The 23749-nt window shown below is 64.1% G+C and carries 22 protein-coding genes and 2 pseudogenes; 9 read left to right on the forward strand and 15 right to left on the reverse strand.

Annotated features, from left to right (window positions below):
• Positions 1-36: 36 nt before the first annotated feature.
• The 4 genes and pseudogenes from QP181_RS03900 to QP181_RS03915 all read left to right on the forward strand — a co-directional run bounded on the left by QP181_RS03900 (position 37) and on the right by QP181_RS03915 (position 4898).
• Complete coding sequence (locus tag QP181_RS03900) at positions 37-906, forward strand: DUF6504 family protein (RefSeq protein WP_333929689.1); 870 nt, start codon at positions 37-39, stop codon at positions 904-906.
• Positions 903-4163: pseudogene (locus QP181_RS03905) on the forward strand (error-prone DNA polymerase). The gene QP181_RS03900 and the pseudogene QP181_RS03905 overlap by 4 nt, the downstream one beginning before the upstream one ends.
• Before the next feature lie 4 nt (positions 4164-4167).
• Positions 4168-4455, forward strand: a complete 288-nt coding sequence (locus tag QP181_RS03910; RefSeq protein WP_254686107.1) for a hypothetical protein — start codon at positions 4168-4170, stop codon at positions 4453-4455.
• On the forward strand, positions 4452-4898 hold the full coding sequence (locus tag QP181_RS03915; RefSeq protein ID WP_333927668.1) for a hypothetical protein: 447 nt from the start codon (positions 4452-4454) through the stop codon (positions 4896-4898). Before QP181_RS03910 ends, QP181_RS03915 begins: the two co-directional genes overlap by 4 nt.
• A 278-nt stretch (positions 4899-5176) precedes the next feature.
• Here QP181_RS03915 and QP181_RS03920 read toward each other — a convergent pair whose 3' ends face one another.
• Positions 5177-5740 (reverse strand): transglutaminase family protein, encoded by a 564-nt coding sequence (locus QP181_RS03920; protein ID WP_333927669.1) that lies wholly within the window; start codon positions 5738-5740, stop codon positions 5177-5179.
• Between the two features lie 34 nt (positions 5741-5774).
• Here QP181_RS03920 and QP181_RS03925 point away from each other — a divergent pair.
• Positions 5775-6311: pseudogene (locus QP181_RS03925) on the forward strand (integrase core domain-containing protein); the annotation flags it as partial.
• A 24-nt stretch (positions 6312-6335) separates the two neighbouring features.
• On the opposite strand, the gene QP181_RS03930 reads toward QP181_RS03925, so the two are convergent.
• From QP181_RS03930 to QP181_RS03945, 4 genes are read right to left on the reverse strand one after another with little or no spacing between them, the layout of a single operon-like run.
• Complete coding sequence (locus QP181_RS03930; RefSeq protein ID WP_333927670.1) at positions 6336-8348, reverse strand: hypothetical protein; 2013 nt, start codon at positions 8346-8348, stop codon at positions 6336-6338.
• Positions 8275-9738 carry a recombinase family protein gene (locus QP181_RS03935; RefSeq protein ID WP_333927671.1) on the reverse strand — a complete coding sequence of 488 codons (1464 nt, stop codon included), beginning with the start codon at positions 9736-9738 and terminating at the stop codon, positions 8275-8277. Before QP181_RS03935 ends, QP181_RS03930 begins: the two co-directional genes overlap by 74 nt.
• Positions 9671-10000 (reverse strand): recombinase family protein, encoded by a 330-nt coding sequence (locus tag QP181_RS03940; protein WP_333927672.1) that lies wholly within the window; start codon positions 9998-10000, stop codon positions 9671-9673. The genes QP181_RS03935 and QP181_RS03940 overlap by 68 nt, the downstream gene beginning before the upstream one ends.
• A 3-nt stretch (positions 10001-10003) precedes the next feature.
• Positions 10004-10150, reverse strand: a complete 147-nt coding sequence (locus QP181_RS03945) for a hypothetical protein (protein WP_168371610.1) — start codon at positions 10148-10150, stop codon at positions 10004-10006.
• A gap of 173 nt (positions 10151-10323) precedes the next feature.
• Between QP181_RS03945 and QP181_RS03950 the strand changes: the two genes are divergently transcribed.
• Both QP181_RS03950 and QP181_RS19890 read left to right on the forward strand, forming a co-directional pair.
• Positions 10324-10788, forward strand: coding sequence for a helix-turn-helix transcriptional regulator (locus QP181_RS03950; RefSeq protein WP_333927673.1), 465 nt, complete (start codon positions 10324-10326; stop codon positions 10786-10788).
• 260 nt (positions 10789-11048) lie between these two features.
• Complete coding sequence (locus QP181_RS19890) at positions 11049-11219, forward strand: CHC2 zinc finger domain-containing protein (protein ID WP_443027575.1); 171 nt, start codon at positions 11049-11051, stop codon at positions 11217-11219.
• Positions 11220-12086: 867 nt separating this feature from the next.
• Here the strand turns inward: QP181_RS19890 and QP181_RS03955 are convergent.
• Together QP181_RS03955 and QP181_RS03960 are read right to left on the reverse strand one after the other, a co-directional pair.
• Complete coding sequence (locus QP181_RS03955) at positions 12087-14354, reverse strand: glycosyltransferase family 4 protein (protein ID WP_333927674.1); 2268 nt, start codon at positions 14352-14354, stop codon at positions 12087-12089.
• Positions 14351-14797, reverse strand: a complete 447-nt coding sequence (locus QP181_RS03960; RefSeq protein WP_333927675.1) for an MDR/zinc-dependent alcohol dehydrogenase-like family protein — start codon at positions 14795-14797, stop codon at positions 14351-14353. The genes QP181_RS03955 and QP181_RS03960 overlap by 4 nt, the downstream gene beginning before the upstream one ends.
• Positions 14798-14993: 196 nt before the next feature.
• Between QP181_RS03960 and QP181_RS03965 the strand changes: the two genes are divergently transcribed.
• Positions 14994-15272 carry a hypothetical protein gene (locus QP181_RS03965; protein WP_333927676.1) on the forward strand — a complete coding sequence of 93 codons (279 nt, stop codon included), beginning with the start codon at positions 14994-14996 and terminating at the stop codon, positions 15270-15272.
• Positions 15273-15441: 169 nt separating this feature from the next.
• On the opposite strand, the gene QP181_RS03970 is transcribed toward QP181_RS03965, so the two are convergent.
• Genes QP181_RS03970 through glf form a run of 4 tightly spaced genes read right to left on the reverse strand, consistent with a single transcriptional unit; the run spans position 15442 to position 19410 of the window.
• Positions 15442-16164 carry a Gfo/Idh/MocA family protein gene (locus QP181_RS03970; protein ID WP_333927677.1) on the reverse strand — a complete coding sequence of 241 codons (723 nt, stop codon included), beginning with the start codon at positions 16162-16164 and terminating at the stop codon, positions 15442-15444.
• Entirely contained in the window at positions 16131-16820 is a 690-nt protein-coding gene (locus QP181_RS03975) for a glycosyltransferase (protein ID WP_333927678.1), read from the reverse strand. The genes QP181_RS03970 and QP181_RS03975 overlap by 34 nt, the downstream gene beginning before the upstream one ends.
• Entirely contained in the window at positions 16769-17509 is a 741-nt protein-coding gene (locus QP181_RS03980; protein WP_333927679.1) for a glycosyltransferase family 4 protein, read from the reverse strand. The genes QP181_RS03975 and QP181_RS03980 overlap by 52 nt, the downstream gene beginning before the upstream one ends.
• Positions 17506-19410 (reverse strand): UDP-galactopyranose mutase, encoded by a 1905-nt coding sequence (glf, locus tag QP181_RS03985; protein ID WP_333927680.1) that lies wholly within the window; start codon positions 19408-19410, stop codon positions 17506-17508. The genes QP181_RS03980 and glf overlap by 4 nt, the downstream gene beginning before the upstream one ends.
• A 34-nt stretch (positions 19411-19444) precedes the next feature.
• Between glf and QP181_RS03990 the strand changes: the two genes are divergently transcribed.
• Positions 19445-19873 carry a hypothetical protein gene (locus QP181_RS03990; RefSeq protein ID WP_333927681.1) on the forward strand — a complete coding sequence of 143 codons (429 nt, stop codon included), beginning with the start codon at positions 19445-19447 and terminating at the stop codon, positions 19871-19873.
• 30 nt (positions 19874-19903) lie between these two features.
• Here the strand turns inward: QP181_RS03990 and QP181_RS03995 are convergent, their stop codons facing one another.
• The 4 genes from QP181_RS03995 to QP181_RS04010 all read right to left on the reverse strand — a co-directional run bounded on the left by QP181_RS03995 (position 19904) and on the right by QP181_RS04010 (position 23741).
• Entirely contained in the window at positions 19904-21064 is a 1161-nt protein-coding gene (locus tag QP181_RS03995) for a glycosyltransferase family 4 protein (protein WP_333927682.1), read from the reverse strand.
• A gap of 120 nt (positions 21065-21184) precedes the next feature.
• On the reverse strand, positions 21185-21970 hold the full coding sequence (locus QP181_RS04000; RefSeq protein WP_333927683.1) for an SDR family NAD(P)-dependent oxidoreductase: 786 nt from the start codon (positions 21968-21970) through the stop codon (positions 21185-21187).
• 14 nt (positions 21971-21984) lie between these two features.
• The gene (locus tag QP181_RS04005; RefSeq protein ID WP_333927684.1) at positions 21985-23163 is read right to left on the reverse strand and encodes a zinc-dependent alcohol dehydrogenase; all 1179 of its coding nucleotides are present in this window, start codon (positions 23161-23163) and stop codon (positions 21985-21987) included.
• Positions 23163-23741 (reverse strand): SRPBCC family protein, encoded by a 579-nt coding sequence (locus QP181_RS04010; RefSeq protein ID WP_132898339.1) that lies wholly within the window; start codon positions 23739-23741, stop codon positions 23163-23165. Before QP181_RS04010 ends, QP181_RS04005 begins: the two co-directional genes overlap by 1 nt.
• Positions 23742-23749 lie beyond the last annotated feature (8 nt).

Genomic DNA, 23749 nt, shown 5'->3' on the forward strand with positions numbered 1-23749 from the left:
TGCCAGTCGCGCGGGCCGCTGGCTCGACGGCTTGGCTTGGCCGCCATCACGCGCCTCGATCAGGCCCTGGGTGGGATGGGAGAGCCGATCACCCCGCGCGAGGATGCGGAGGTGCCGGCCGTCGAGCGGCGCTTGCTGGAGCCGATCAGTACCGCCGAGGCGATCGAGCAGGTCATGGGCGACCTCCTGCGCGCCCTTGCGGAGCTGCTGCAGGCAAAGGGGCTTGGTGCCAGATCGTTGCGCCTGACCGGCCTGTGCGTCGACGGAAGTGAGCAAATTGTTGCGGTCGGCACCTCCCGGCCGACCCGCGAGGTCTCGCATCTCCTGCGGCTGCTGAAGCTGCGCATCGAGCGCATCGACCCAGGCATGGGACTTGAGCAATTCTGGCTGGTCGCTCCGCACACAGAACCGCTCGATGCGGTCGACCTTGGCGCTGTCCTTGCCGGTGAGACATTGGTGCGCGATCCGTCCCGGCTGGTCGACCTGATCGCCGGACGGATCGGGGGGCACGCCGTCTTCCGCATGGCGCCTGTCGAAAGCCATGTGCCGGAGCGTGCCGTTGTACGCTCCGATCCAAACGTGGTGCCGGGAGACTGGCCCAGTTGGCAACGCCCGATCCGTCTCTTCGGGCATCCGGAGCCACTGTACCGGGTCATGGCGCTGATGCCTGACCAACCGCCGAAACGGTTCGAGTGGAGGGGCAAGACGTACAAGGTCGTTGCCGGCGACGGACCGGAGCGTGTCCACGGCGAATGGTGGCGGCGCGATGCCGAGGTGTGGGCAGTCCGCGACTATTACCGTGTCGAGGATGAGGCAGGAGGTCGTTACTGGGTCTTCCGCAGGGGTGACGGCTTCGAGAACGACACCGGCGATCTCAGCTGGTGGATGCACGGGGTCTTCGGATGACCCACTATGTCGAGCTTCAGGTGCTGACGCACTTTTCGCTGCTGCGCGGCGCGTCCAGTCCCGACGAACTGTTCGCGGCTGCGGCGCTGCTCGGCTATCCAGCGATCGGGGTCAGCGACATCGGCACCGTCGCCGGCGTCGTGCGGGCGTGGGAGGCGCAGAAAGCGACCGGCGTCCGCTCGATCGCAGGCACGCGTGTCGATCTATCCTGCGGCCGGCGACTGCTGCTCTATCCCACCAACCGTCCGGCCTGGTCGCGGATCACGAGACTGCTGACCGTCGGCAAGAAGCGGGCAGGGAAGGGTGGTTGTCTGCTGCACTGGCACGACCTGGAGCCATGGTCAGATGGGATCATCGCGATCCTGCTGCCACATGAGGCGGACGAGGAGAACCTTGCTGCCTTGGCCGATCTGAAGGCGATCTACGGGCGTCGCGGCTACATGGCGCTGTTCCAGCGTCGTCGCCCGGGGGACGCGGTCCGCATTGATGCGCTGGCGCGCCAAGCAGGCGGTGTCGGCGTGCGCGCGGTCGTCACTGGAGACGTGCTCTACCATGCACCTGACGCGCGGCTGCTGCAGGACGTAGTGACCGCGGTGCGCGAGAAATGCACCGTCGACGAGCTTGGTTACCGCCGCGAGGTCAACGCAGATCGTGCGCTCAAATCACCGGACGAAATGGTCCGGCGCTTCCGCGCCTATCCCGACGCATTGCAGGCGAGCGTCGACATCGCGCGGATCTGCACCTTCGATCTCAGCGAACTTCAGTATCAATACCCGCATGAGAAGCTGATCGATGGCCTGACGGCGCAGGAGGCGCTTCAAAAACTCGCAAACGAAGCGGTCGAGCGGCTGTTCGAAGGCGACGTTCCGCAAGCCTATACCGACCAGATAACCCATGAAATGCGGCTGATCGGCGAGCTTGGCTACGCCCCGTATTTCCTCACGGTCTACGCGATCGTGCGCGAGGCGCGCAGGCGGGGATCCTGTGCCAGGGGCGGGGCTCAGCCGCAAATTCCTGCGTCTGCTTCGTGCTCGGCGTTACCTCGATCGACCCGATCAAGCATGAGTTGCTGTTCGAACGGTTCGTGTCCGGCGAACGCCGTGAGCCTCCGGATATCGACGTCGACTTCGAGCATGAGCGCCGCGAAGAGATCATCCAGTGGATCTACGAGACCTATGGCCGCAATCATGCAGCGTTGACCGCGGTGGTCACACGCTACCGGGCCCGCGGCGCGGTCCGCGACGTCGGCAAGGCGCTCGGCCTGCCGGAAGACCTCACATCGTCACTGGCGGGGCTGGTCTGGGGCTGGTCAGCCGAAGGCGTGGGCGAGAAGCAGGTCGAAGAACTCAATCTCGATATCGGCGATCGCCGGTTGCGCCTGACGCTGGAGCTGGCGCGCAAGCTGATCGGTGTGCCCCGTCACATGAGCCAGCACCCGGGCGGCTTTGTCCTCACCCATGACCGCCTCGATGACTTGGTGCCGATCGAGCCCGCCGCGATGGACGATCGTCAGATCATCGAGTGGGACAAGGACGACATCGACGCATTGAAGTTCATGAAGGTCGACGTGCTGGGGCTTGGCATGCTCGGCTGCATGAACCGCGCGTTCAATATGCTCGAGGCGGACAAGGGGCTGAGGGTCGGCTTGGCGGACCTGCAGGACGATGATCCCGACGTCTACGCGATGATCTCGAAGGCTGATACGCTCGGCACCTTCCAGATCGAAAGCCGCGCACAGATGTCGATGCTGCCGCGCATGAAGCCACGGCGCTTCTACGACCTCGTCATCCAGGTCGCGATCGTGCGGCCGGGGCCAATCCAGGGCGACATGGTCCATCCCTATCTGCGCCGGCGCGAAGGACTGGAGAAGCCGGAGTATCCGCGGCCGGAATTGCGCGCTGTGCTGGAAAAGACGCTGGGCGTGCCGCTGTTCCAGGAGCAGGCCATGAAGGTCGCGATCGTCGGCGCCGGGTTCACGCCGGCCGAAGCGGATCAGCTGCGCCGCGCGATGGCGACGTTCAAGTTCACGGGCGGCGTGTCGCACTTCAGCGAAAAGCTGATCGGGGGCATGGTCGAGCGCGGTTACCCGCGTGAGTTCGCCGAACGCACCTTCCGCCAGCTTGAAGGTTTCGGCTCGTACGGCTTCCCGGAAAGCCACGCCGCCTCCTTCGCCAAGATTTCCTACGCTTCGTCGTGGATGAAGCATCATCACCCCGATGTGTTCTGCGCGGCACTGATGAACGCGCAGCCGATGGGCTTCTACGCGCCGGCACAGATCGTTCGCGACGCACGCGACCATGGCGTCGTGGTGCGGCCACCTTGCGTCAACGCGAGCCGCTGGGACTGTACGTTGGAACCGTATGGCGGGCGCTATCTGGCTGTCCGACTTGGGTTGCGGCAGATCCGTGGCCTGTCGAACGCGGATGGCGCGAAGATCGTTGGCGCGCGTGAGTTGACGGCTTTCGAGAGCGTGGAGGACGTGTGGCGACGATCGGGGTGCCGCGCGCCGCGATCGAGAAGCTGGCTGACGGCGACGCGTTCCACAGCTTCAGCGTCGATCGCCGCCAGGGGCTTTGGAAGGTGAGGGCCTTGGCGACGCACCGCTGCCGCTATTCGCCGCGGCCGACCGCGTGGCCGAGACGTTCAGCGCAGAAGGCATCGAGCCGGACGTTGAGTTGCGGCCGTTGACTGATGGCCGTGAGGTCATCGAGGACTACCGTGCGCTGCAGCTGTCGCTCCGCGCCCATCCGCTGACCTTTGTGCGCGACGGACTGGCCAGGCGTGGCGTTACCAAATGCGCTGACCTCGCGAACGTTCGCGACGGCCGTCACGTCGAGGTCGCAGGCATCGTTCTCGTTCGTCAGAAGCCGGGGTCAGCCAAGGGCGTGCTGTTCATCACGATCGAAGATGAGACCGGGATCGCCAACGGCATCCTGTGGCCTGATCGCTTTGAGGCGCAGCGCCGCACGATCATGTCCGCCTCGATGGTCGGCCTGAAAGGCAGGATCCAGAAGGAAGGCGAGATCATCCACGTGATCTGCGACCGGATCATCGATCACGGCGACCTGCTGCACCGGGTTGGCGACATGTCGTTTCCGCATCGGACTGGCCGCGGTGATGCTGGCCAGCATCCAGGCTCACCCGATCGCGGTGACAAGGGCTGGAAGCCTGAGGCACGCAACCAATACTGGCCGCCACATGCGGACGGCATGGATCCGGAGGAGGTCGTTCGGTTCAAGTCGCACGACTTCCACTGATCCTATGTCCAAGCTGCCGAGGCATCAGCGCGTCGTGATCGCGCTGTCTGTACATATTCTGCGCTGTGGCGTGTCGCGCTGTTCTGAAGCCCGCGTTGACGTGCCTGAGATTCGCTTGGCACTCCGCTGCCTGCTGCCGCATTGCCCCGAGAAATGGCCGCTCGCTCTCTACTGGGATTCGGGATCGCAGACGAACGAGATCGGACGCGCCCAGGGTGTCACCGCGGCGTTCAACGGTATTGTCCGCCAGCTGCGCCGCGCAGGCTGTTATGAAGAGGTGTCTGAACCGTGAGTATGAGACTACCGCGAGCGGCCGTTGCTCGCGTTCCGGAAGGCACGCGGATCGTCAGCGTTGAGCGACTGTCGCGGGCGTTTACCAAATACCATCTTGATGACGGACGCGCACTGCACCGGTTCGAGATGGAAGAGCCGCACGTGACGCCGCATGATCATCCCTGGAGTTTCGACACCGAGATCCTCGATGGTGGCTATGTCGAAGAAGTGTTCCACCTGGATCCTAACGGCAGTTGGCACAGCGAACTCGTTCGCCGGCTTCCCGGCGAAACCTATCATGTCGACGCCGGACACATTCACCGCATCGTCGAGCTGCCAACAGGCGAATGCTGGACGCTCGTTCGTGCAGGTCCCCACACGCGGGAAACCCGGTTCTGGCGGTTCGGAGACGCGATTCAGTCCCGGGCCTGGCATGAGCGACGATGGACCCGCTTGGGATAAGCCGTCACAGCGAGAGCCAGTCCGCCCCGACTTTCAAGACGACGTTGGCCGGGGAAGGGCGTCGAGCGCTGCAGATACCTGCAGGCGCAGATCGTCGTCCCGGGTAATTTCCAGCATCGCGCTAAGACTGCTGCGGGCGCCGGCTACATCGCCTGTGACCAGCTGAAGTCTGGCTCGCTCCCACCAACCATGGGCGTGCGCCGGCGCCACGATCGTCATGCGGTCATACAGGACCAGCGCGCGCGGGATCGCCAGTCTGATCGGCACGGGTCGCCTGGTTAAGCAGCAGTCGAACGAGCGCCGATCGATCTCGACAGGGGAAGCATGCCGTCGGAAAACTGGGCTTGGCCTGTCATCTGCTCCAGCAACGCTTGCACCTGTTCAGGGGCAACGATGCGACCATCATTGAAGGGATCGATGATCAGCGCATCCGATGCGTCGCCGAGACGGACCAGGACGTGGCCGGGGGTATTGAGCGGCATCGCCGACCAACCCAAGCGGCGCGCCACTGCCACATAGAGGATCGACAGACTGATCGGCAGCCCGAGCCGTCGATCGACGACAGCGATCAGGTCCGCATTCTGGGGATCGTCGTAGTGCATACGGTCGCCGGAGAATCCGAACTCTTCAACCATCACGCTGCTCAGAGCCTGGGCCTGAGCGACGCTGCTTACTGCATCGCCGTCAGCAGCGCGTAGGGCTATCTCTATGTCGGTGAGCTCGTCGACATATTCATCGAGATCGATATCGGGATGATCGAGGGCAGCGAGTTCTAGGGCGGCCAGATCAAGCTCGATTTCGCCGTCTTCCATCAGCCCGAGATGAAGAATGGTATTAGTCATAACTCGGTAGATGGGGGCTCTTTCGATCGTTCCTATGGCACCGCAAGGCCAGAAGCCCAACCAACGCTGGTTGCTCAACTTCGTGTCGGACGCATTGGCCTGCGGCCGGAAGTTCCCCTTGTTTAACGTCATCTACGATTACAGCCGGAAATGCCTAGCCTGCATCGTCGATACCTCGCTGTCCGGTCGGCGGGTGGTTCGTGAGCTGAGCGCCATCGGCGAACGTCGCAGGCTGCCGTGCATGGTGGTCAGTGACAATGGGACCGAGCTGACCAGCCACACCGTCCTCGCCTGGTGCCAGGACACCGGGGTTGAGTGGCATGACATCGCGCCGGGTGAGCCGCAGCAGAACGGGTTCGTCGAAAGCTTTAACGGTCGCTTGCGCGACGAGTGTCTGAACGAGCACATGTTCCCGTCGCTGGCTGCGGCAAGTCGGATCATTGAGGCATGGCGGACGGACTACAATACAGTGCGTCCGCACAGCAGCCTTGGCGGGTTGGCACCCGCCGAGTTTAAGAACCGCCCCCGCCAAGGGCATATGGACATTGAAGCTCAGTTATCAGCGGCCTGAAAACGGGGAGCACGTCAAACGGCGTCAGGGTCGAGAGGATTTCCTGCCGGTCATGCGGGATCCGTTGCATTGCGGGTATTTTGTGCATCCTAGAAGTTTTCCGCCGCTCCCGGCGGATGCGGACCAACGTTTGATCATGGGTGCCCCGCATTTAGGGCACGCCTTGCCAACTTTGGTCTTGGAGGACTTGGAGTTACCAGATTTGGAATTCGCTTTGGTTGCAACGCGAGAATGCGACGTAGACGCGGTGGACGACGCAACGGCAGCAACCGCATCGTTGGTGTCGATGCCGAGCCAGGCCAGGTCCGCTGCTGCCTGATCGCGCTCTCTTATTGCGGCCTCGACGGCGGGATCGACGACGGCAGCAAGGGTCCGCACCGCGTCCGTTCGCGCGGCAAGGTAGTCGATCCTGCGGCGGATCGATGCTTCGGCATCCGTCAGGTTCCGGTCGAGGCGCGCCTTTTCGCGGGCCAGCGCCGCTGCGATTGCCAAACCATCGTGCCGGGCTGTGCGCTCTACATGCACGGCGAGGGCGTCCCGCCAGAACAGCAGGGTGACGATGCGGGTTTCTCCCAGTCCTAGGATCGCCTTCAGGGCAGCGCGATCGATGTCGGCGGCACTGCATATGCACCGGGTGGCAAGCTGACCGATCAGCGCCGTACCGATCCCCGGCAGGCGCGCATCTGCGATGGTGTAAGTTGCCATGATCTGCCTGGTGGCCTGGGCGAGACATCTCGCCTCTGCCTGGGCAAGCCGAATCGGCAGGGATGCCATGACCGGGTGGAGGTCGAGCAGATCCTGCCGCAACAGGTCGGCGGCCGTCCGGGCTTTCCAGACACCGATTTGCGTCCTCCAGCTCGTCAGCGCGCGGATGGCGGCGATATGCGCTCCGGCGAAGCGTTCCACGAACGGCCGGTATTTCGAGGGTATGCCGGTGATCGACCACAGGGATTGGGCAAAAGCTTGCTGCCTGTTCCCTGGCACGGGCTGAACGTGCGTGGCTGCCGGACTAGGCGCAATGTTCGGCATGCGCCATAGCGGTACAACCTTCTCGCCGATGAACGGCTTAGCACGGCGAAGGGCCCTAGCGACATCCTGATCGAGTACGGTCTGGACGGGGCGGGCTTTGGCCGGTAGCGCGGCGGGCGCTGGAAAGATCGTATGGCCGGCCAGCTGCTCGATGCGGCACCACGGGCAGGGCAACGCCAAGCTGCTGATCGCGTGATGCAACCTGTTGGGACAGGACGCCAGACTGCCCTCGAGCAGGGCCAACTCCCAGGTCCATTCTTGCGCCGTCGGGCGAGCCCCGCCGCGAGGCGCGAAAGCGCGCTCGAACAGCAGCCTTATCCCGGCCGGTAGGTCCGTCAGGCGTAGCGTGCCAGGCGGTGGCGAGGTGCCTACCTCCCGGATCAGGGAATAGGCGAACCGGCCCTTGGCGATGGCGGCATCGATGGCAAGCGGGCGTCCCGGCAGAACGCCGGCGTAAGGATGTCGTCCGAGCGCCAGAATCTGGAAAAGGAGGACAGCGAGGCCGAAGCCGTCGTGATCGGCGGTTCTGTCGATGACCTCAAAGCGCGTACCCTGAATTTCGGGCGGCGTATATTCGGGCATGCCGACCCGGCAGCGATGGGTGCCGACCTGGAAGCTGTCCGCGTCGATCAGGGTGACCAGTGCGTCGCGTGACACCAGAAACCCGGCACTGTTGATGTCGCCAATGACGACCCCGGCGCCGTGAACGCCAGCGACGATGCGGGTGACGTTATGCGCCACCCGCACCAGGAAGCGCCAGTCGGCGTCCGGAAACATTTGGCGCCTGGAGCGGGGTGCGATCAATTCATGGATAGGGTGGTGGCCGGTGGCGCGCGGCATGATGAAGCCGGCAAACCGCCCGTCGCCAAAAGATACGAGGTCGAGCGGAAAGGCGACCTGCGGGCAGCTTCCGCCAAGCTGTGCCTGAACGATGTCACGGATCTTGGCTTCGCGTTCGGCATCGGGACGATGATAGAGCTTGAGCGCCAGCTGCGGGTTGCCAGGCAACGCGTAGACACACCCTCCCCGCAACCACCGCTATAGAACTACAATCGCTGCCCCTCGGGGCGGCGTTGTCGTTTGTAGCGAAGGCCATCAAGTCGGATACCCTCGCCACCACCTCCGCCTCCGGGCCGCCCGGCTCGTCGGGAAATATCGTCACGCTCTCGATGAGTGCCGAAAGCACTGCGGCTGCTTCGGTTCGGATCGCTTCGTCGTCGAGCGACTGGCGGAGCAAGGCGACCTTGCTGCGGAAGCGGTCCACAAGCACCGGGTGGGGCAGGGAGACTACGATCGGTTTCCCAGTAATTGTTGCAACTCTTTGTGCCGCCAGCCGCTCCTTCTCCGCCTCTCGCTCCGCGATCATCGCCCGGAGCACCGGACTGGCAATGCCGGCGAGCAAGTTCTGGTACAGATTGTCGAGTTCAGTAGTGACCTGCTTGAGGCGGTGTTGAGCTGCGTGCTCCATGCCCGCGTCCTGGCGGCCCAATCGCTGCATCTCGTGCTCGAATTCTTCTATAAATAGGCGCACATGGTTTTCGGTCAGCAGATGCTCCTGCAGAACCGCCAGCGTCGCGGCCTCCAGAGTTTCCTTGCGCACGGAAACGCGATTACCGCACGTGCCTCGCTCCTTCTGACCAGGGCAGCGGTAATAATCCTTCCCGCTGATCGTATAGTTTGCCCCGCAGCAACCGCAGCGGATGAGCCCGGACAGCAAATGTTTTGCGCGCTTGCTGCCGACCGTCGAAGATGCCGTTGCCGGGCGCTTCCGGCGTTCGATTTCATCGCGCGCGGCGTCGAATAAAGTATCATCGATGATCCGCAAGTCAGGGACCGCAACTTCTACCCACTCAGACTGGTCACGGAGCCGATAGCGGTGTTCGCGCTTCTCGCTGTCGGGGTTCCTGCGCCACTCCCGGCGCCCCCATACTAGGCGTCCCACATAAAGCGGGTTGTTGAGGATGCCGACGAGTTTGGCGGGATCGCCTCGGATCGTCGAGGCGTTCCACTTCCCACCACGGGGGCCCGGCACGCCGTCGTCGTTCAGCTGAGTGGCGATCTGAATAGAGGACAACCCCGCGGCGAACCATGTGAAGATGCGACCCATCACCTCCGCCTGCGCGTCGTCAATTTCGAGCAGCCCGCGTTGAACCTCGCCGTTCGCATCGAGCCGCACCATCCGCTTGTATCCATACGCACGCACTGGCGCGAACCGCCCCGCGAGCACGGCGGCCTCCATGCTGAGCAACGCCTTGTCGACGAGATGCTTCAGGAAGATCGATCCGAGTAGCCCTGCCACTGCGAACTTGATCTCGTCGACATGGCCTTCGCTAACCGTGTGGAGCTGGGGCGCGGTGATAGGCGAGCTTCTTACCCAGCCAAGCCACGTCTTCTGCATCACGCGCTAGCCGGTCGAGCGACTTGCAGACAATGATGTCGATTTCACCAGCTTCTGCTGCGCGCAGCAACAGCTGCAATCCTGGACGATTGCGGCGATAACCTGACAACTGAGGATCAAGCTGGGTTGCCACGACCTTTCCGCCCAGAAAGCCGACCACCGGTGCGCAGGCCGCAACCTGATCAGCGCTCGATGACGCGGTCTGCATGATAGTCGAGTGACGGCCGTAGAGCGCGATGCGGCGGGGTAGGGGAGTCAGCATGACTTACTCTTTCATAACTTCGAGGCGCCGGGAATCCTGCGCTTCCCGATGAGCCTCTCTTGCTGCCTGATGCGCGAGCAGCCGGACGAGATCGGCAAGCGCCTCCTGCGCCTTCTCGTCTTCCACCCACTCGATTTGCACAGCGACCATGCTGACGTTTTGGGATGGTCGTTATCGAGTGTGCATCAACGATACAAAGTCGGTAAATGCCCTTAATGTCTTGCGCACGTCCGCGTCCCCGCATGCGTCTGCCTGCAGGCTCTGGCGGGCTTCGTGCCGATTTGGGTGAGATCATACGGAGCTATCGACGAGGCGAGGCGGGAATGGGGGAGCCGATCGCGCCGAAGGTTTTTGCGGTGCAGGTCGGGATCAGTCGGGTTGCGTTTTCACGGATCGAAAACGGGAAAGCGTGGCCCCGTTCCGAGACGCTCAAGCGAATGATGGCAATCTTTGAATTGGACTGGGCACAAGTGGCGGAGGTTGGACCGAACGCGGGGCCTCATCCCCGGATGCCCGACACCACCCAAGATGGTCAGCAAGTTTATCTTTGTGATTCTCTGCGATGGGGACGCCGACGGCTTGGTTCGACGCTCGCCGAGCTTGCCCGCCGTAGCGGCGTCTCCGCGTCGCAATTGTCCCGGATCGAGCGCGGTGAGGTTGCACGCTCCGCGGTGTTCATCTGGCACCCGGAAGACGGAAACATCGTTCGTGAAGATCGGAGGATTGTGTTCGGCCACCCGCTCCTCGCTGCGGTCGCGGGGGGCAAATTGCGCTGCGCCTCATTCTGATCTTGGCGCCGATCGTTCATGCAATCTCTGCACCGTGCGTTCGAGCGGGGCGGGGTCATCGCTGATGCCGACACCGACCCAATCCGCGTTTCTTGGTTGCTCCGGCTCGGCGATCGTTGTGATGAACCAACCGAAATGATGGTCCAGCATACAGATCGGCGGTCTGGACGAGGCAGGCGACTATGGAGAACAATACGTTCTCATCGCGCGACGGATCAACGCGCGATGCGGTGGTCGGGCTGATTAGCCAGACCGTCTAGCTGCAACCATTCGTCGATGGAGATGACCGGCTCCGTGGTGCCTGTCCGTGGCATCTCGATGTAACCCGCAGCCTCCACGCGACTGACACGGCATGGCAATGCTTTGCCTGCCGCGCTGGTGGTGATGCCGTCGATTGGAACATGAGGCGGGACGCAGTGGACAAAAGGTAAGCGGAGGAAAGATTACAGGAATTTCGCCGTTCAAAGCAATGAAGTCGGTCGTGGCGGCACATCGTCCAAGAGTATCAACGCACACGGAGCCTTGTCTGATCGATCGGGCGTGCGGATATCAATTGTGTGGCGGATCGCCGTGACGAAACATGACCGTCCGCATTCAAAATTGCTGGAAAACGGAATGGCCGCTTTCGGGAAGCGATCGGCGTAAACGGACGTTCGTTCAGAAGGTGGAGCAGGGTAGCGAAGGGCCGGTTCCTGGTGGAAAGCGGCCTGTCTGCTTACGGAAGGCGATGATCGTAAGCAGACGTTCGTTCAGGCTTTGGCGCATGGGCCCAACAGGCTGCTGTTAGTAGAAGGCCCCCGTCCGCTGTTAGACTTTAAGCCAGCGTTCAAAGACAAATAGACGTTTGTTTACGCGTCGTTTGGTGCCTTGAGCGCTCGTCCCACTGGGTTGCGAAGCGGTCGCTTTGGAGTGGGTAAGCGAGAGAAGGCTTCCGCTTTCAAGGCAGCCGAAGCCGCTCGAGTAATATTTTTTACGAAAAAGGAATTGAAACCTGATTCGAAAGGTGGCGCGCTACTGGAATTACGATCTGCCGTCCTCAGAACATCGCAGGTGTCGATGCGACCTATCTCGACGTTCGAGTTCAAAATCCAGCTTAAGTGAAATTTCGCAAAATATAGGAATGACCTCTTAATCTGAAACATGAGTAGTTGTGCTGAGCTACCCCAGCGTCGACTTAGATAATATTGTATATTTGAAATGCTTTCGAGAGAGCTGGCGGCAGTCTGCTACTCAAGACTCGAATTTTTGCTGAAAAACCTAAACATGCTGAAGGTTTGCCTTGAAGATACGAGCGTACTTTAGTTCAGGCACTCTCTGGATTTACTAAAAGTGGCCGAGTCCGAATGACGTCTGCGAGTGCGGCATGTGGGATACGGTTGCTTACGATCGGCGAGCAGGCGAGGAGGCCGTTGGGGCAGTAGCGATCGTCGTCCCAGCCGGGGTGGTCTAGGATCGGGTAGAGGCACACGCCCTCGACGGGTACGCCGAGCGATTGGGCGATCTTCACCTCGCGCAGGATCATCCGGAGCCAGGCCGGGCGGGCGCTGCCTTCGATGCCGGTTTCCGCGATGAAGATCGGTCGGCCGTATCGGGCGTAGGCGTCGGTTAGGATCGCGTGGAGCGGGCGGCTGAGGGGGTGATCGTACGTCAGCGGTGGGCCGCCGTGGATCCACTGGTTGTTGTGGTAGAAATTGACACCGACGATATCGAGCAACGCCGGTCGGCCGCCGATCTGCGGCCACGCTTTTCCCGCGATCATGTCCCAGGCCTGGAATTGCGCGAGGCGGTGGCCTTCGGCGGCGGGGGCGTCGTTCGGGCGGGCCGGGTCGGTGATGACGTTGATGACCGGGTCGGCGTGGACGAACCTTGCGGTGGGGTCGACCGCGAGGATCCCCTCCATCGCTGCGATCGACGCGCGCGAGTTGAACCTTGAGTTCGTAGCCGCGGCCTCGGGCGAACGGGTTGAGATAGGCTGCGTCGCCGCCGCCCCAGGCGAAGAACGAAATCTCGTTGACCGGGGCGTAGAAGCGGGTCTCTCCAGCCGGGGCCGGGCCGATGTGGCGCGCGGCGGCGGCGGCGAAGGCGGCGAAGCGGGTGACGAAGGTGGGCGTCCAGATGTCGATGTCGTCGGGCCAGCCGTAATGGAGCAGGTCCCAGATGACTTCGGTGCCGATCGCCTTGGCGGCGTCTAGCTGGCGATCGAGGCTGGACCAGTCGTAGATGCCGGGTTCGCGCTCGATCAGATGCCAGCGCAGGCCGTCGCGGACCGTCAGGATGCCGAGCTTGGCAAGTTCGCTGTAATCGTGGGCGGCGAGGGTGTCGTGATGGCTGGCGGCGATGACATCGACGCGCTTGCGGTCGTGCGCGCGGCGGTGCGTGGAGGATTCGAAGCCGCCTTGCAGGAAGCTCCGGAACAGGCCGGTTGGGCGAGGAAGAGGCGGTCGGTTTGACAGGACTTCGGCGAACAGGGCTTCCCAGCGGGGGACGACGGCGGCGACGGCGTACTCGCTGTCGACCTTGGCGCGGAGGGCGGTGCCGAGGCAGGTTCGGAGTGCCGGTTCTTCGATGAGTTTCGTGATCGCGGTAGCCACCGCGGGCGGGTCTTCATGGGGCACGAACAGGCCGCTCACCCCGTCGACGATCTGTTGTTCGGAGCCGTTGTCGCGCGTTGCTATGACGGGGAGGCGTGCGGCGCCGGCTTCGGCGATGACGTGCGGCATGCCTTCGCCGCGCGAGAGCCAGACGAAGATGTCGAGCGCGGCGAGCAGGTCGGGCACGTCGTCGCGGTCGCCGAGGAGGGTCAGGGCGGTGTCGAGGCCGAGCGCATGCGCGCGGTTTCGGAGCGCTACTGCGTATTCGGGGATGAAGGCGTCCGGTCCGCCGATCACTACGAAGCGGGCGCGGGGGTGGTTGGCGTGGACGAGCGCGGCGGCTTCGATGAAGTCCTCGACGCGTTTCTTCGGGTCGAGCCGGCCTAGCCAGCCGATCAACGGTACGTCTTCGGCAATCCCTAGCGTCGCACGGATGGGGGCGCGGCGCACGGGGTCGAAGGCGCGCGTGTTGACCATCGACGGGATCTCGATCGCGTCGTGCTCGCGGCCGGGCATGCGGCTCGCGGCGGCGTCGCGGATCGAGGCGCAGACGCCGACATAGCGCGTGGTGAAATGCTTGGGGCCGGCGAGTGCTTCGGAGACGAGGCCGCCATGCTCGATCAGCGGCGGGCGAAGGTGCATGCGTTCGAGCGCGGGATAGATGTCCGCGACGTTCTGGCACGAGACGACGACGTCGTACGCGGGCAGCTTGCTCGCGAGGTAGGCGACGGTCTCGTCGAAGCCGAGCGCGTAGGGTGTGCGATCTACGGGCACGCCGATCGCTTCCAACTGCGCGTGCGTCTGCTCGGGCATGCCGTCTTTTCGGAAGCAGGCGACGACCTCGATCCGGTAGCGTGTCGGGTCGAGCGCCTGGGCGAGCAGGCGCACCTCCGTCTCCTCGCCGCCGACGACGAGCCAGGCGAAGACGAACAGGATGCGGATCGGGCGGGCGTCGGCAGTGAGTGCGGTGCTCAATCGCCGACCTTGAAGACGATCTGGAGGAATTCGGGGCGCTCGCCGACCAGCTTTGCGATGAACTTGGGGGCGTCGTCATAGGGCACGACGTGCGTGATGAGTTGCGCGCGGATCTCGGGGCCGCGGGCGAGCAGCAGCTTGACCGTTTCGTTGGCTAGGCGGCGGCGGTCCCATTGGAAGCCAAGGCCGCGGGGGACGCGGTTGATCTGCGCGCAGCGGAGGTTGAGGCCGTTGTGGTGGAATTCCTCGCCGAGCCGGAGCCGGTCGGCGCCGCCCTGGTAGAAAGCGAGGTCGATCACCGTGCCCTGCGGCCTCAGCGCGCGCATCGCGGCGTGGAGGCTGGCGGCGTCGGCACGGGTCTGGAACACGACGTCCGCGCCGCGATCGCCGCCGCCGTGGATCCAGCGTGCCTTGGCATACGCCCAGGCCTGATCCTCGGTCATCGCGGTGATGCCGAGGCATTCGGCGCGCAGGCGGCGGAAGGGGAGGGTCGGCGATCACGACCTCGCTGGCGCCGGCGGCTTGCGCGAACAGGGCGGTGAGCATGCCGACGATGCCTGCGCCGATCACCAAAGCGGGGCGGCCGCGGATGCCGTCACCGAGGTTGACGACGTTGGGTCCCAGTAGTTCGGCATCCGCATGGAGAATGCCGTTGGCGGCGATCGGACCCATCTGGCCGATATAGATGCCGAGGATCGGATCGAGCTCGGGCGGGAGCTTGGTCAGCAGGTCGTTGAACGGGTCTGCGGTGTGGCCGGTCTTGTGGCCGAAGACGGTGCCGACGACGTCGCCGTTCGCGAAATCGTCGACCCGGCTGTCGCTGACGCGCGCGCATTCCATGTAGCCGAGGAACGGCACCGGATAGTGCGCGCTCGGTTCGCCGGGGACGAACACGCCGCGCCCTGCGTCCCAGCGTGAGTGGAGATACGGGTTGCTGTTCTTGACGAAGGTGAGTTCGGTCCCGGCGGAGAACCCGGTGTAGAGCAGGTCGAGGCGAACCTGCCCGTCACCTGGGGGCGCCTCGTCATAGCCGAAGAAATAGGCCTGGCCGGGACGTTCGACGCCAAGCGAGCGGACGTGGCGCCACTCAGACATGGATCACCTCCCGCTCGCGGACGTCGATCGCGCGCCCTTCGACGGCGGAGCGTTCGATCGCCAGCGCCAGGCGGAGCGTTTCGAGCGCGGCAGGGTAGGGGCAGCGGATCCGGTTCTCGCCCCCGCGGACCGCGTCGATGAAGTCGCGATCCTCCAGCACGACCGGATCGCTGCCGGTGCCGCGGACCGGGCGGCCGCGGCCGATGTCGATCATCACGTCGCGGTCGGTGAGTTCGATCGCGAGGCCTTCGCCGAACAAATGCAGGCCGACGCGGTGGTTCCAGTTGAGCAGGCAGGTCGACGCGAAGTTGGCGATCGCGCCGCTGGCGAAGGTGAGCATCGCGGTGCTGGTGGTGGCGACGTCGAGGCCGGGGAAGGCGGCGCGGTCGACATGGCCCGACTGGCCGTAAACGCGGACGACGTCGCCGACGAGATAGCGCGCTAGGTCGACCAAGTGTGTCGTTTGTTCGAGCATCTGGCCGCCCGATGCGTCCTTCTTCCACCACCAGCGCGGCGGCGGTGTGGAGTCTAGCCAATAGCCGGACAGGAGGCGGGCGGGGGTTGCCGAGAGGAGCGCCTTCACCTCGTCCACGGTATCGAGATAGCGCCAGTGATAGCCGACCGCGGTGACCAGGCCGAGCCGGTCGACTGCGGCTGCGACGTCCTCCGCGGTGCCGAGGTCTAGCGCGACGGGCTTTTCGACGAAGAACGGCAACTCGTGTTCGATCGCGAGGCGTTCGGGTTCGCCGTGCGCGAAGGGGGCACGCAGATGTAGAGCGCGTCGAGTTCGACTGCGGCCAGCATCGCCGCGGCATCGTCGAACGCGCGCGCACCGAAGCGGGCGGCGGCTTCGATCGCGCGGGCCATGTCGACGTCGGCGACCGCGACGATCGCGACGTCGTCGAACTGCTCCAGTACGCCGAAATGGCGGTTGGCGATGCCGCCTGCACCGATGAACCCGATCCGTGTCCGCTCCACGCCGTCTCCCTTTGTGTGTTTGGTCTGGTCCTGCACGGCGTCGTAGACCGCGCGTGTGTCGGCGATCATGCGATCGGCCGAGAATAGGTCTTGCTGGCGTTCGATCGACGCGCTGGCCATCGTTTTCAGGCTGTCGCGGTCAGCGAGCAGCGTGACGATCGCATCGGCGAAACTAGCCGGGTCAGCGGCGGTCAGGCGACCGGTGACGCCGTCCTCGATTGCTTCGGCATTGCCGGGGGCGACGGTGGCGACGACGGGGAGCCCGGCGGCCATCGCTTCGAGCGCGACCAGCGGCAGGCCTTCGAACGCCGACGGGAGGACTAGCAGGTCGGCGAGCGTCATCAGGTCGGCGACGTCGCTGCGGGTGCCGAGCATGCGGACGGTGCCGGCCAAGCCCTTCGCAGCGATCGCGCGTGCGGTCTGGGTAAGGAGGGGCCTTCGCCGGCAAGAAGCACGATCACGTCCGGGTGGGCGTCGCGGATAGCCGGTAGCGCGTCGAGCAGGAGCGCGTGGCCCTTTTGCTCGGCGAAGCGCGCGACCATGAGCAGGACGGGGGCATTGTCGACGCCCCATTCGCTGCGGAGGGCTTCGCGGGAGCGCGAGGGTTTGTGCGCGCCGACGCCGTTGTGGATCGTCGCGACGAGTGCTGGATCGATACCGGCTGCGCGGTGGCTGTCGCCGACTGCGTCCGAGACGCAGATCAGGCGTGCAAGCGCGGCCGAGGTGTCGCGGTGTTCGTCGCGCTGGGCGGTGTCGGTGAGGAGGTAGGGGAGGTGTTCGGTGCGGATCACGGGGACGCCAGCCGCGTGCGCGGCGCGGACGGCGGCGTGGCCTTCCCAGCCGATGCCGGCATGGACGTGGACGATGTCGGGCGCTGCGCGGTCAAGCCATCGCGCGAGGCCTGCATCGTCGTCGAGCGCCTTGACTGCATAACCCCTGGCGGCGGCGTGTTCGAGCAGGCCGGTGCCGGGACGCGCGGCGACGACGATCTCGTCTCCGCCCAATCCTTCGGCGAGGGTCATCATGTGCGCGCCGACGCCGGACGGGGCGAGGCTGTCGGTCAGCAGGCAGATGCGGGTCATTCGGCGGCCATCACGGGGGTCTCGAGAACCGCGGACTTCGCGACCATGCGGCGATAGGTGGCGAGCGCTTGGCCGACGACCTGGTCCATATTGTAGTAGCGATACGTTGCGAGCCGGCCGACGAATGTCACGCCTTCCTCCGCATCCGCTAGCGCCTCGTAGCGTTTGAACAGCGCCTGGTTCTCGGGGCGGGGGATCGGGTAATACGGGTCGCCCTCCGCGCTCGGGAATTCGTAGCTGATGCTGGTCTTCGCGTGGAGCTGGCCGGTGAGGTGCTTGTATTCGGTGATGCGCGTCTGCGGCACGGTCTCATCCGGATAGTTGACGACCGCGACCGGCTGGAACTGCGCGACGTCATGCGTCTCGTGGCGGAACTGGAGGCTGCGATAGGGCAGCTTGCCGAAGCGGAAGTCGAAATATTCGTCGATCGGGCCGGTGAAGACGATGTGGTCGACATCGATGCGGTCGATCACGTCGCGGTATTCGACGCCGAGATCGAGCGTGATGCCGGGATGATCTAGCATCGCCTCGAACATCCGAGTGTAGCCGTTCGCCGGCATCGCCTGGAATTTGTCGGTAAAATAGCGGTCGTCGGTCGAGGTGCGGGTCGGGACGCGCGCGGTGACGGCGCGGTCGAGTTCGGACGGGTCGAGGCCCCATTGCTTCCGCGTGTAGCCGCGGAAGAACGTTTCGTAGAGATCGCGGCCGACCGCGGCGACGACGACGTCCTCGGACGTGCGGATGTCCTCGACGGACTCTGCGCGACTGGCGAGGAAGGCGGCGGCTTCCGCATCGTCCTTGAGCGACAGGCCGTAGAGTTCGTTGAGCGTGCTGCGGTTGATCGGCATCGGCACGAGCTTGTCGTCGACGCTGGCGAGGACGCGGTGTTCGTACGGGCGCCACTCGGTGAAGCGCGACAGATACTCGAACACGTCGGCGGAGTTGGTATGGAAGATGTGCGGGCCGTAGCGGTGGATCAGCACGCCGGCCGCGTCGTGTTCGTCATAGGCGTTGCCGCCGATGTGCGGGCGGCGGTCGACGACCAGCACGCGCTGGCCGCTGTCTCTTGCCAGTCGTTCGGCGAGGACGGCGCCGGCAAAGCCTGCGCCGACGATCAGCGTGTCGTAGCGTTCGCGTTTCGGCGCGGGGCGGAAGGTGCGTGTCGCGCGGAGGATGCGGTCGATCTCGGTGGCCATGGCGGTTTGCGTGCGGTCCCAGGATTGCGTGGCGAGTAGGCGGTCGGCGTCGTCGCGCCACGCCCCCTCGCGGGGGAGGGTGAGCGCGGTCTCGCAGGCGGCGACGAACGCGGGCGCGTCGGCGGCGATCGAGACGGCCGCTGCGTCACCATAGTGGCGGATCACATCGACGATCGGCGTCGAGACGACGGGCAGGCCGCCGGCGAGATATTCGGGCGTCTTGGTCGGGCTGATGAAGCGCGTCGCGGCGTTGATCGCGAACGGCATCAGCGCAACGTCCCAGCCCGAGAGATAGGTAGGGAGTTCGTCGTAGCCGCGTCCGCCGAGCCAGTGGAGGTTGGCGCGGCGTGGCAGGTGCGCGGGGTCGATCTTCACCACCGGGCCGATCATCACGAACGACCAGTCGGGTCGCTGAACGGCGACCGCGTCGAGCAACGCTAAGTCGATGCGCTCGTCGATGACGCCGAAAAAGCCGAGCTTCGGGCCGGGAATGTGGCGCTGATCTTCGGGTTCGATGTTGCCGGTCCGCGCTTGGGCAAAATGCGCGACGTCGACTGCCGAGGGGAAGGCGTGGACGTCGCGGTGACGGCCGCGCTTGGCTTCGTACAGGCTGTAGCCGCCGGTGAAGACGAGGTCGGCGCGCGAGTAACCGGGCTTCGCGGTTGAGCAAGGCAGGGTCGGCGAAGCGGAACGCGGACAGTTCATCCATGCAGTCGTAGACGATCGCTGCGGCGTCGAGATGCTCGGCGAACGGGAGCATCATCGGCGTGTAGAACCAGAGGACGGGCTTGGCGCGAATGCTCGTCGCGACCAGCATGTCGAGCAATTGGCGCAACCCTGTCTCGACCTGCTCGGCATTCCACCAATGCGGAAGGCGCGGGCGCAGCGCGATCACGTTGTCGGTGGGGAAGGGATGGTGTTCGAGAAAGGGCAGCGGGTGGTCGCAGGGGATGTGTTCTTCCCAGACGAAGACGCTCTGAGCCTGCGCGAACCGCTTCATCAGATGCTGCGGGCGCTGCGTGACGAAATCCCAGCGGAGATGCGAGAAGCAGATCAGCGGCGGCGGGGCGGCATCGTCGAACTTCGAGGGCGTGAGAATAGGTCCGATACCGTGCACGCTCTTCCAATCCGCAAATCCGCGGTTATCCGCGTTGTTGATCGAACCTAAGCCCACACCTCAAACCTGACTATGTAAATGTCATTGCTTTGCATCATGTATTTGCTGGATAATTGCCCCCAAACGCAGAATGCTATGCTGCCACGTCCAACGTTCCAACACGGCCTGGCGGGGCTGAAATTCTTCGTAGGTTTCGCGCATTGTAAGAATTGCATCGGCAAACCCGGTCGTCGAAGCCGTCATGCCGGTCTCGGGCAGGATGAACTGCAATCCGCAGCGTAATTCGGCGTTGGCGAGTACGGGCAGGCCGGCGAGCATGTATTCGGTGAGGATCGCGGGCGCGCCGTCGTCGATGCCGCAGACGACGCCGAACCTGGCGCGGTTCATCAGGCGGTTGACCTCTTCGATAGGCACGCCCGGTGGTCCGACGAACTCGATCGAAAGGTTCTGGTCGCGGGCGCGGTGGCGGAGTGCGTCGGCATCCTCGCCGTAGCCGAACACGCAGAGCGCGCGGACGTCGCGCGGGAGTTGCGCGAGGGCGTCGAACAGGATGTCGTGGCGCTTATAGGGTTGCGCAGCGGCGACGTAGATCAGGTCGACGTCCTTGGGCCTGCCGAGCGGACGGAACTGGTCGATCGCGGCGAACTCAGGCCCGACCGGCAGGATCGCGGTGCACATGCCGGGGTGGCGCGCCTCGACTTCGTCCGACTGCCACTGTGCGCCGGTGATGACGAGATCGAAATGCTCGCTGACTTGCCGAGGTACGCGCAGCGATGGCGCGTCGATCGAGTTGTAGAGAATTATGCTGTTCGCGCAGAGTTCGAGCAGGTCGGGCGCGACACCCAAGCCGAACACGACGAGGATATGCGGCGCGCCGAATGCCTCGACGAACGCGATCATTTGCGACGATGCGAAGGGCGCGCGCTCGTCGTCGATCCGGAAGGCGCGACGTGCCAGAACCGCGTTGTCCCTGCGGAATGGAGGCTCGTCCGCGCCGCGCCAATGATGCCAGATTTCGGCCTGATCGACGATACCCGCGGCGACCAGCGCTAGCGGTAACCGCTCCAGATACCCGCCCGTCACGTCAGTGGGGACGAGATCGCCGATCCACGGCTGGCTGGCCGAGTCGACTGCGTGTACTGGCAGCACGGCGGGTGACGGGCGGTCGTGTCCGGGATGCCGCCCATCGACCCAGTCGCTGATGACGACGACCGATCGCCGAGCCGTCAACGGTGCCGCCATCTGTAATTTTCCCTTCACCGACGGTCTTTCAACCGCCGCTCGCATGATGCAATTGTGAGACGATGCCCGCTCCCATGAAGCGGGGCATTACGTCATGCAGCTTGGATAGCGACCCGCCGATCAGTCCTTCGCGCTGCCGGGCTCGGCCATCTTCCGGTGCTGTTCGGCGAGTACCGACCCCGGGATGACGTTGGCGAGTACGCCCTGGACCTTCGTCATAAAGCCCGAGAAGACCGACGCCTTCCCGCTCATCAGCGCATCCCAGCCGTCCTTGGCGACATCGGCCGGATCCCGCTTGTTCGGATCCGTGCCCACTGACGTGTCGTTCATGTCGGCACGGTCGAAGAATTCGGTATCGACCGGCCCCGGCATCAGCGTCGTCAGCGTGACGCCGTCCGCGTCCTTGATCTCGTTGCGCAGTGCCTCGGTGAAGCTGTCGATAAACGCCTTCGAGCCGTTGTAGACCGCCTGAAACGCACCGGGAATGTAGCCTGCGACCGACCCGGTCACGAGCACCTTGCCGTCATTACGCGCGACCATCGCCGGCATCACCTTCTGAAGAAGGTACAGCGTACCGGTGATATTGGTGTCGATAACGTTGCGCCAGTCGTCGACCGTCTGGTCGAGAAAGCCGTGGCCGAGACCGTGTCCGGCATTGGCGCACAGCACATCGACTTTCCGCCCGTTGGTCGCGGCCAGCAGCGCATCGACGCCCTCGATCGTCGACAGGTCTGCCTCGACCGCGGTCACCTCGGTGCCGAACTGCTTGAAGTCGGCGGCGGCGGACTGGATCAACGCTTCGTTGGCGACGACGAGGATGTCGTAGCCGTCCTTCGCCGCGAGCGTGGCGAGTTCGAAACCGATGCCCGTCGAGGCTCCGGTGATGATCGCGAATTTATCGGCCATGTCGTCCAATCCTCTCAATTGAAGCCGGGCTTGAGCACGACCTTGGTCACTTCGTTCTGGTTGTTCTTGAACATGTCATAGCCCTTGGGGGCGTCCTCCAGGTCCATCCGGTGCGAGATCAGGAAGGTCGTGTCGATCTTGCCCTCCATGATCGCGTTGAGCAGCGCGGGCATGTAATGCTGGACGTGCGTCTGGCCGGTCTTGAGCGTCAGCCCCTTCTCCATCAGCGCACCGAGCGGGAACTTGTCGATGAACCCGCCATAGACCGCCGGCATCGACACCCGCCCGCCCTTGCGGCACGCGATGATCGCCTGGCGGATCGAATGCGCACGATCGGTGCCGAGGAAGGTCGACGCCTTGATCTGGTCGAGCACGTTGTCGACGAAGAACCCGTGTGCCTCCAGGCCGACGCTGTCGATCACCGCATCGGGACCGATCCCGCCGGTCATCACCATCAGCGCCTCGTAGACCGCGCTTTCCTCGTAGTTGATCGTCTCGGCGCCGAACTTCTTGGCGAGATCGAGACGATACGGGAAATGGTCGATCGCGATGACGCGCTCGGCACCCATCAGGAACGCCGACTGCACCGCGAACAGCCCGACCGGGCCGCAGCCCCAGACCGCAACCGTATCGCCCGGCTCGATCTGCGCATTCTCCGCCGCCATCCAGCCGGTCGGCAGGATGTCCGAAAGAAACAGCACCTTCTCGTCGTCGACTCCGTCCGGAATGACGATCGGACCGACATCGCTGAATGGCACGCGGACGTATTCCGCTTGTCCGCCGGCATAGCCGCCGGTCATGTGGCTGTAACCGAACAGGCCCGACATCGGCTGGCCGTAGAGTTCCTGCGCGATATCCTGATTGTCGGCGGGGAGGCCGTTGTCGCACGCCGAATATTGATGCTTGCCGCAGTGATAACAGCTGCCGCACGCGATCGTGAACGGGACGACGACCTTCTGGCCCTTCTTGAGCGTCGACTTGGCGCCGATCTCGACGACTTCGCCCATGAACTCGTGGCCGAGGATGTCGCCCGCCTTCATCGTCGGGATATAGCCGTCGTACAAATGCAGGTCGGAGCCGCAGATCGCGGTTGCGGTGACCTTGATGATGCAGTCACGCGGATTGACGATCTCGGGGTCGTCGACGGTATCGACGCGGACGTCGTGCTTACCGTGCCATGCCAGAGCGCGCATCAGGCGAGTTCCTCTTCATGCTGCTTGCGGTTCATCGCGGCGGTCGCGATCTCCCCGGTTTCCATCAATTGCTTGAAGCGGCGCAGGTCGCGGCGTGCCTGGATCGCGGGTTCGCGCTGAAACATCTTGGCGATCAGCTTGCCGACGATTCCGCCGGGCGGATCATAGGCAATGGTCGCGGTGACGACCGTACCCCGCGCGCCGGCATCACGAAACTCCACCCGGCCGCTGTTCGCGACATCGGCACCAGGCTCGGACGTCCAGGCGATCAATCTGTCCTGTGCCTCTTCGGTCACGACCGCGTCCCATTCGACTGTTTTGCCGGCGGGTGCCTTCACGACCCAGTGCGACCGCGTGTCGCTCAGAATGTCGATCCGTTCGACGTTCTCCATGAACGTCGGCAGATTGGCAAAGTCGCGAAAATAGGTGAACACCTCGGCAACGGGCCGGTTGATAGTGACCGCACGCGCGACGATCGCATCGTCCTTGCGCTCTGAAATAGCAGCCGCCCCGAGAGAATCGCCGCGTTTCCACGTGGTTGGCGGCGCGTCGTCGCTATGTGGGTTGGTATCGTTCATGTCTGATC

The organism is Sphingomonas sp. LR55, from assembly GCF_036856015.1.
Lineage (GTDB): Bacteria > Pseudomonadota > Alphaproteobacteria > Sphingomonadales > Sphingomonadaceae > Sphingomonas.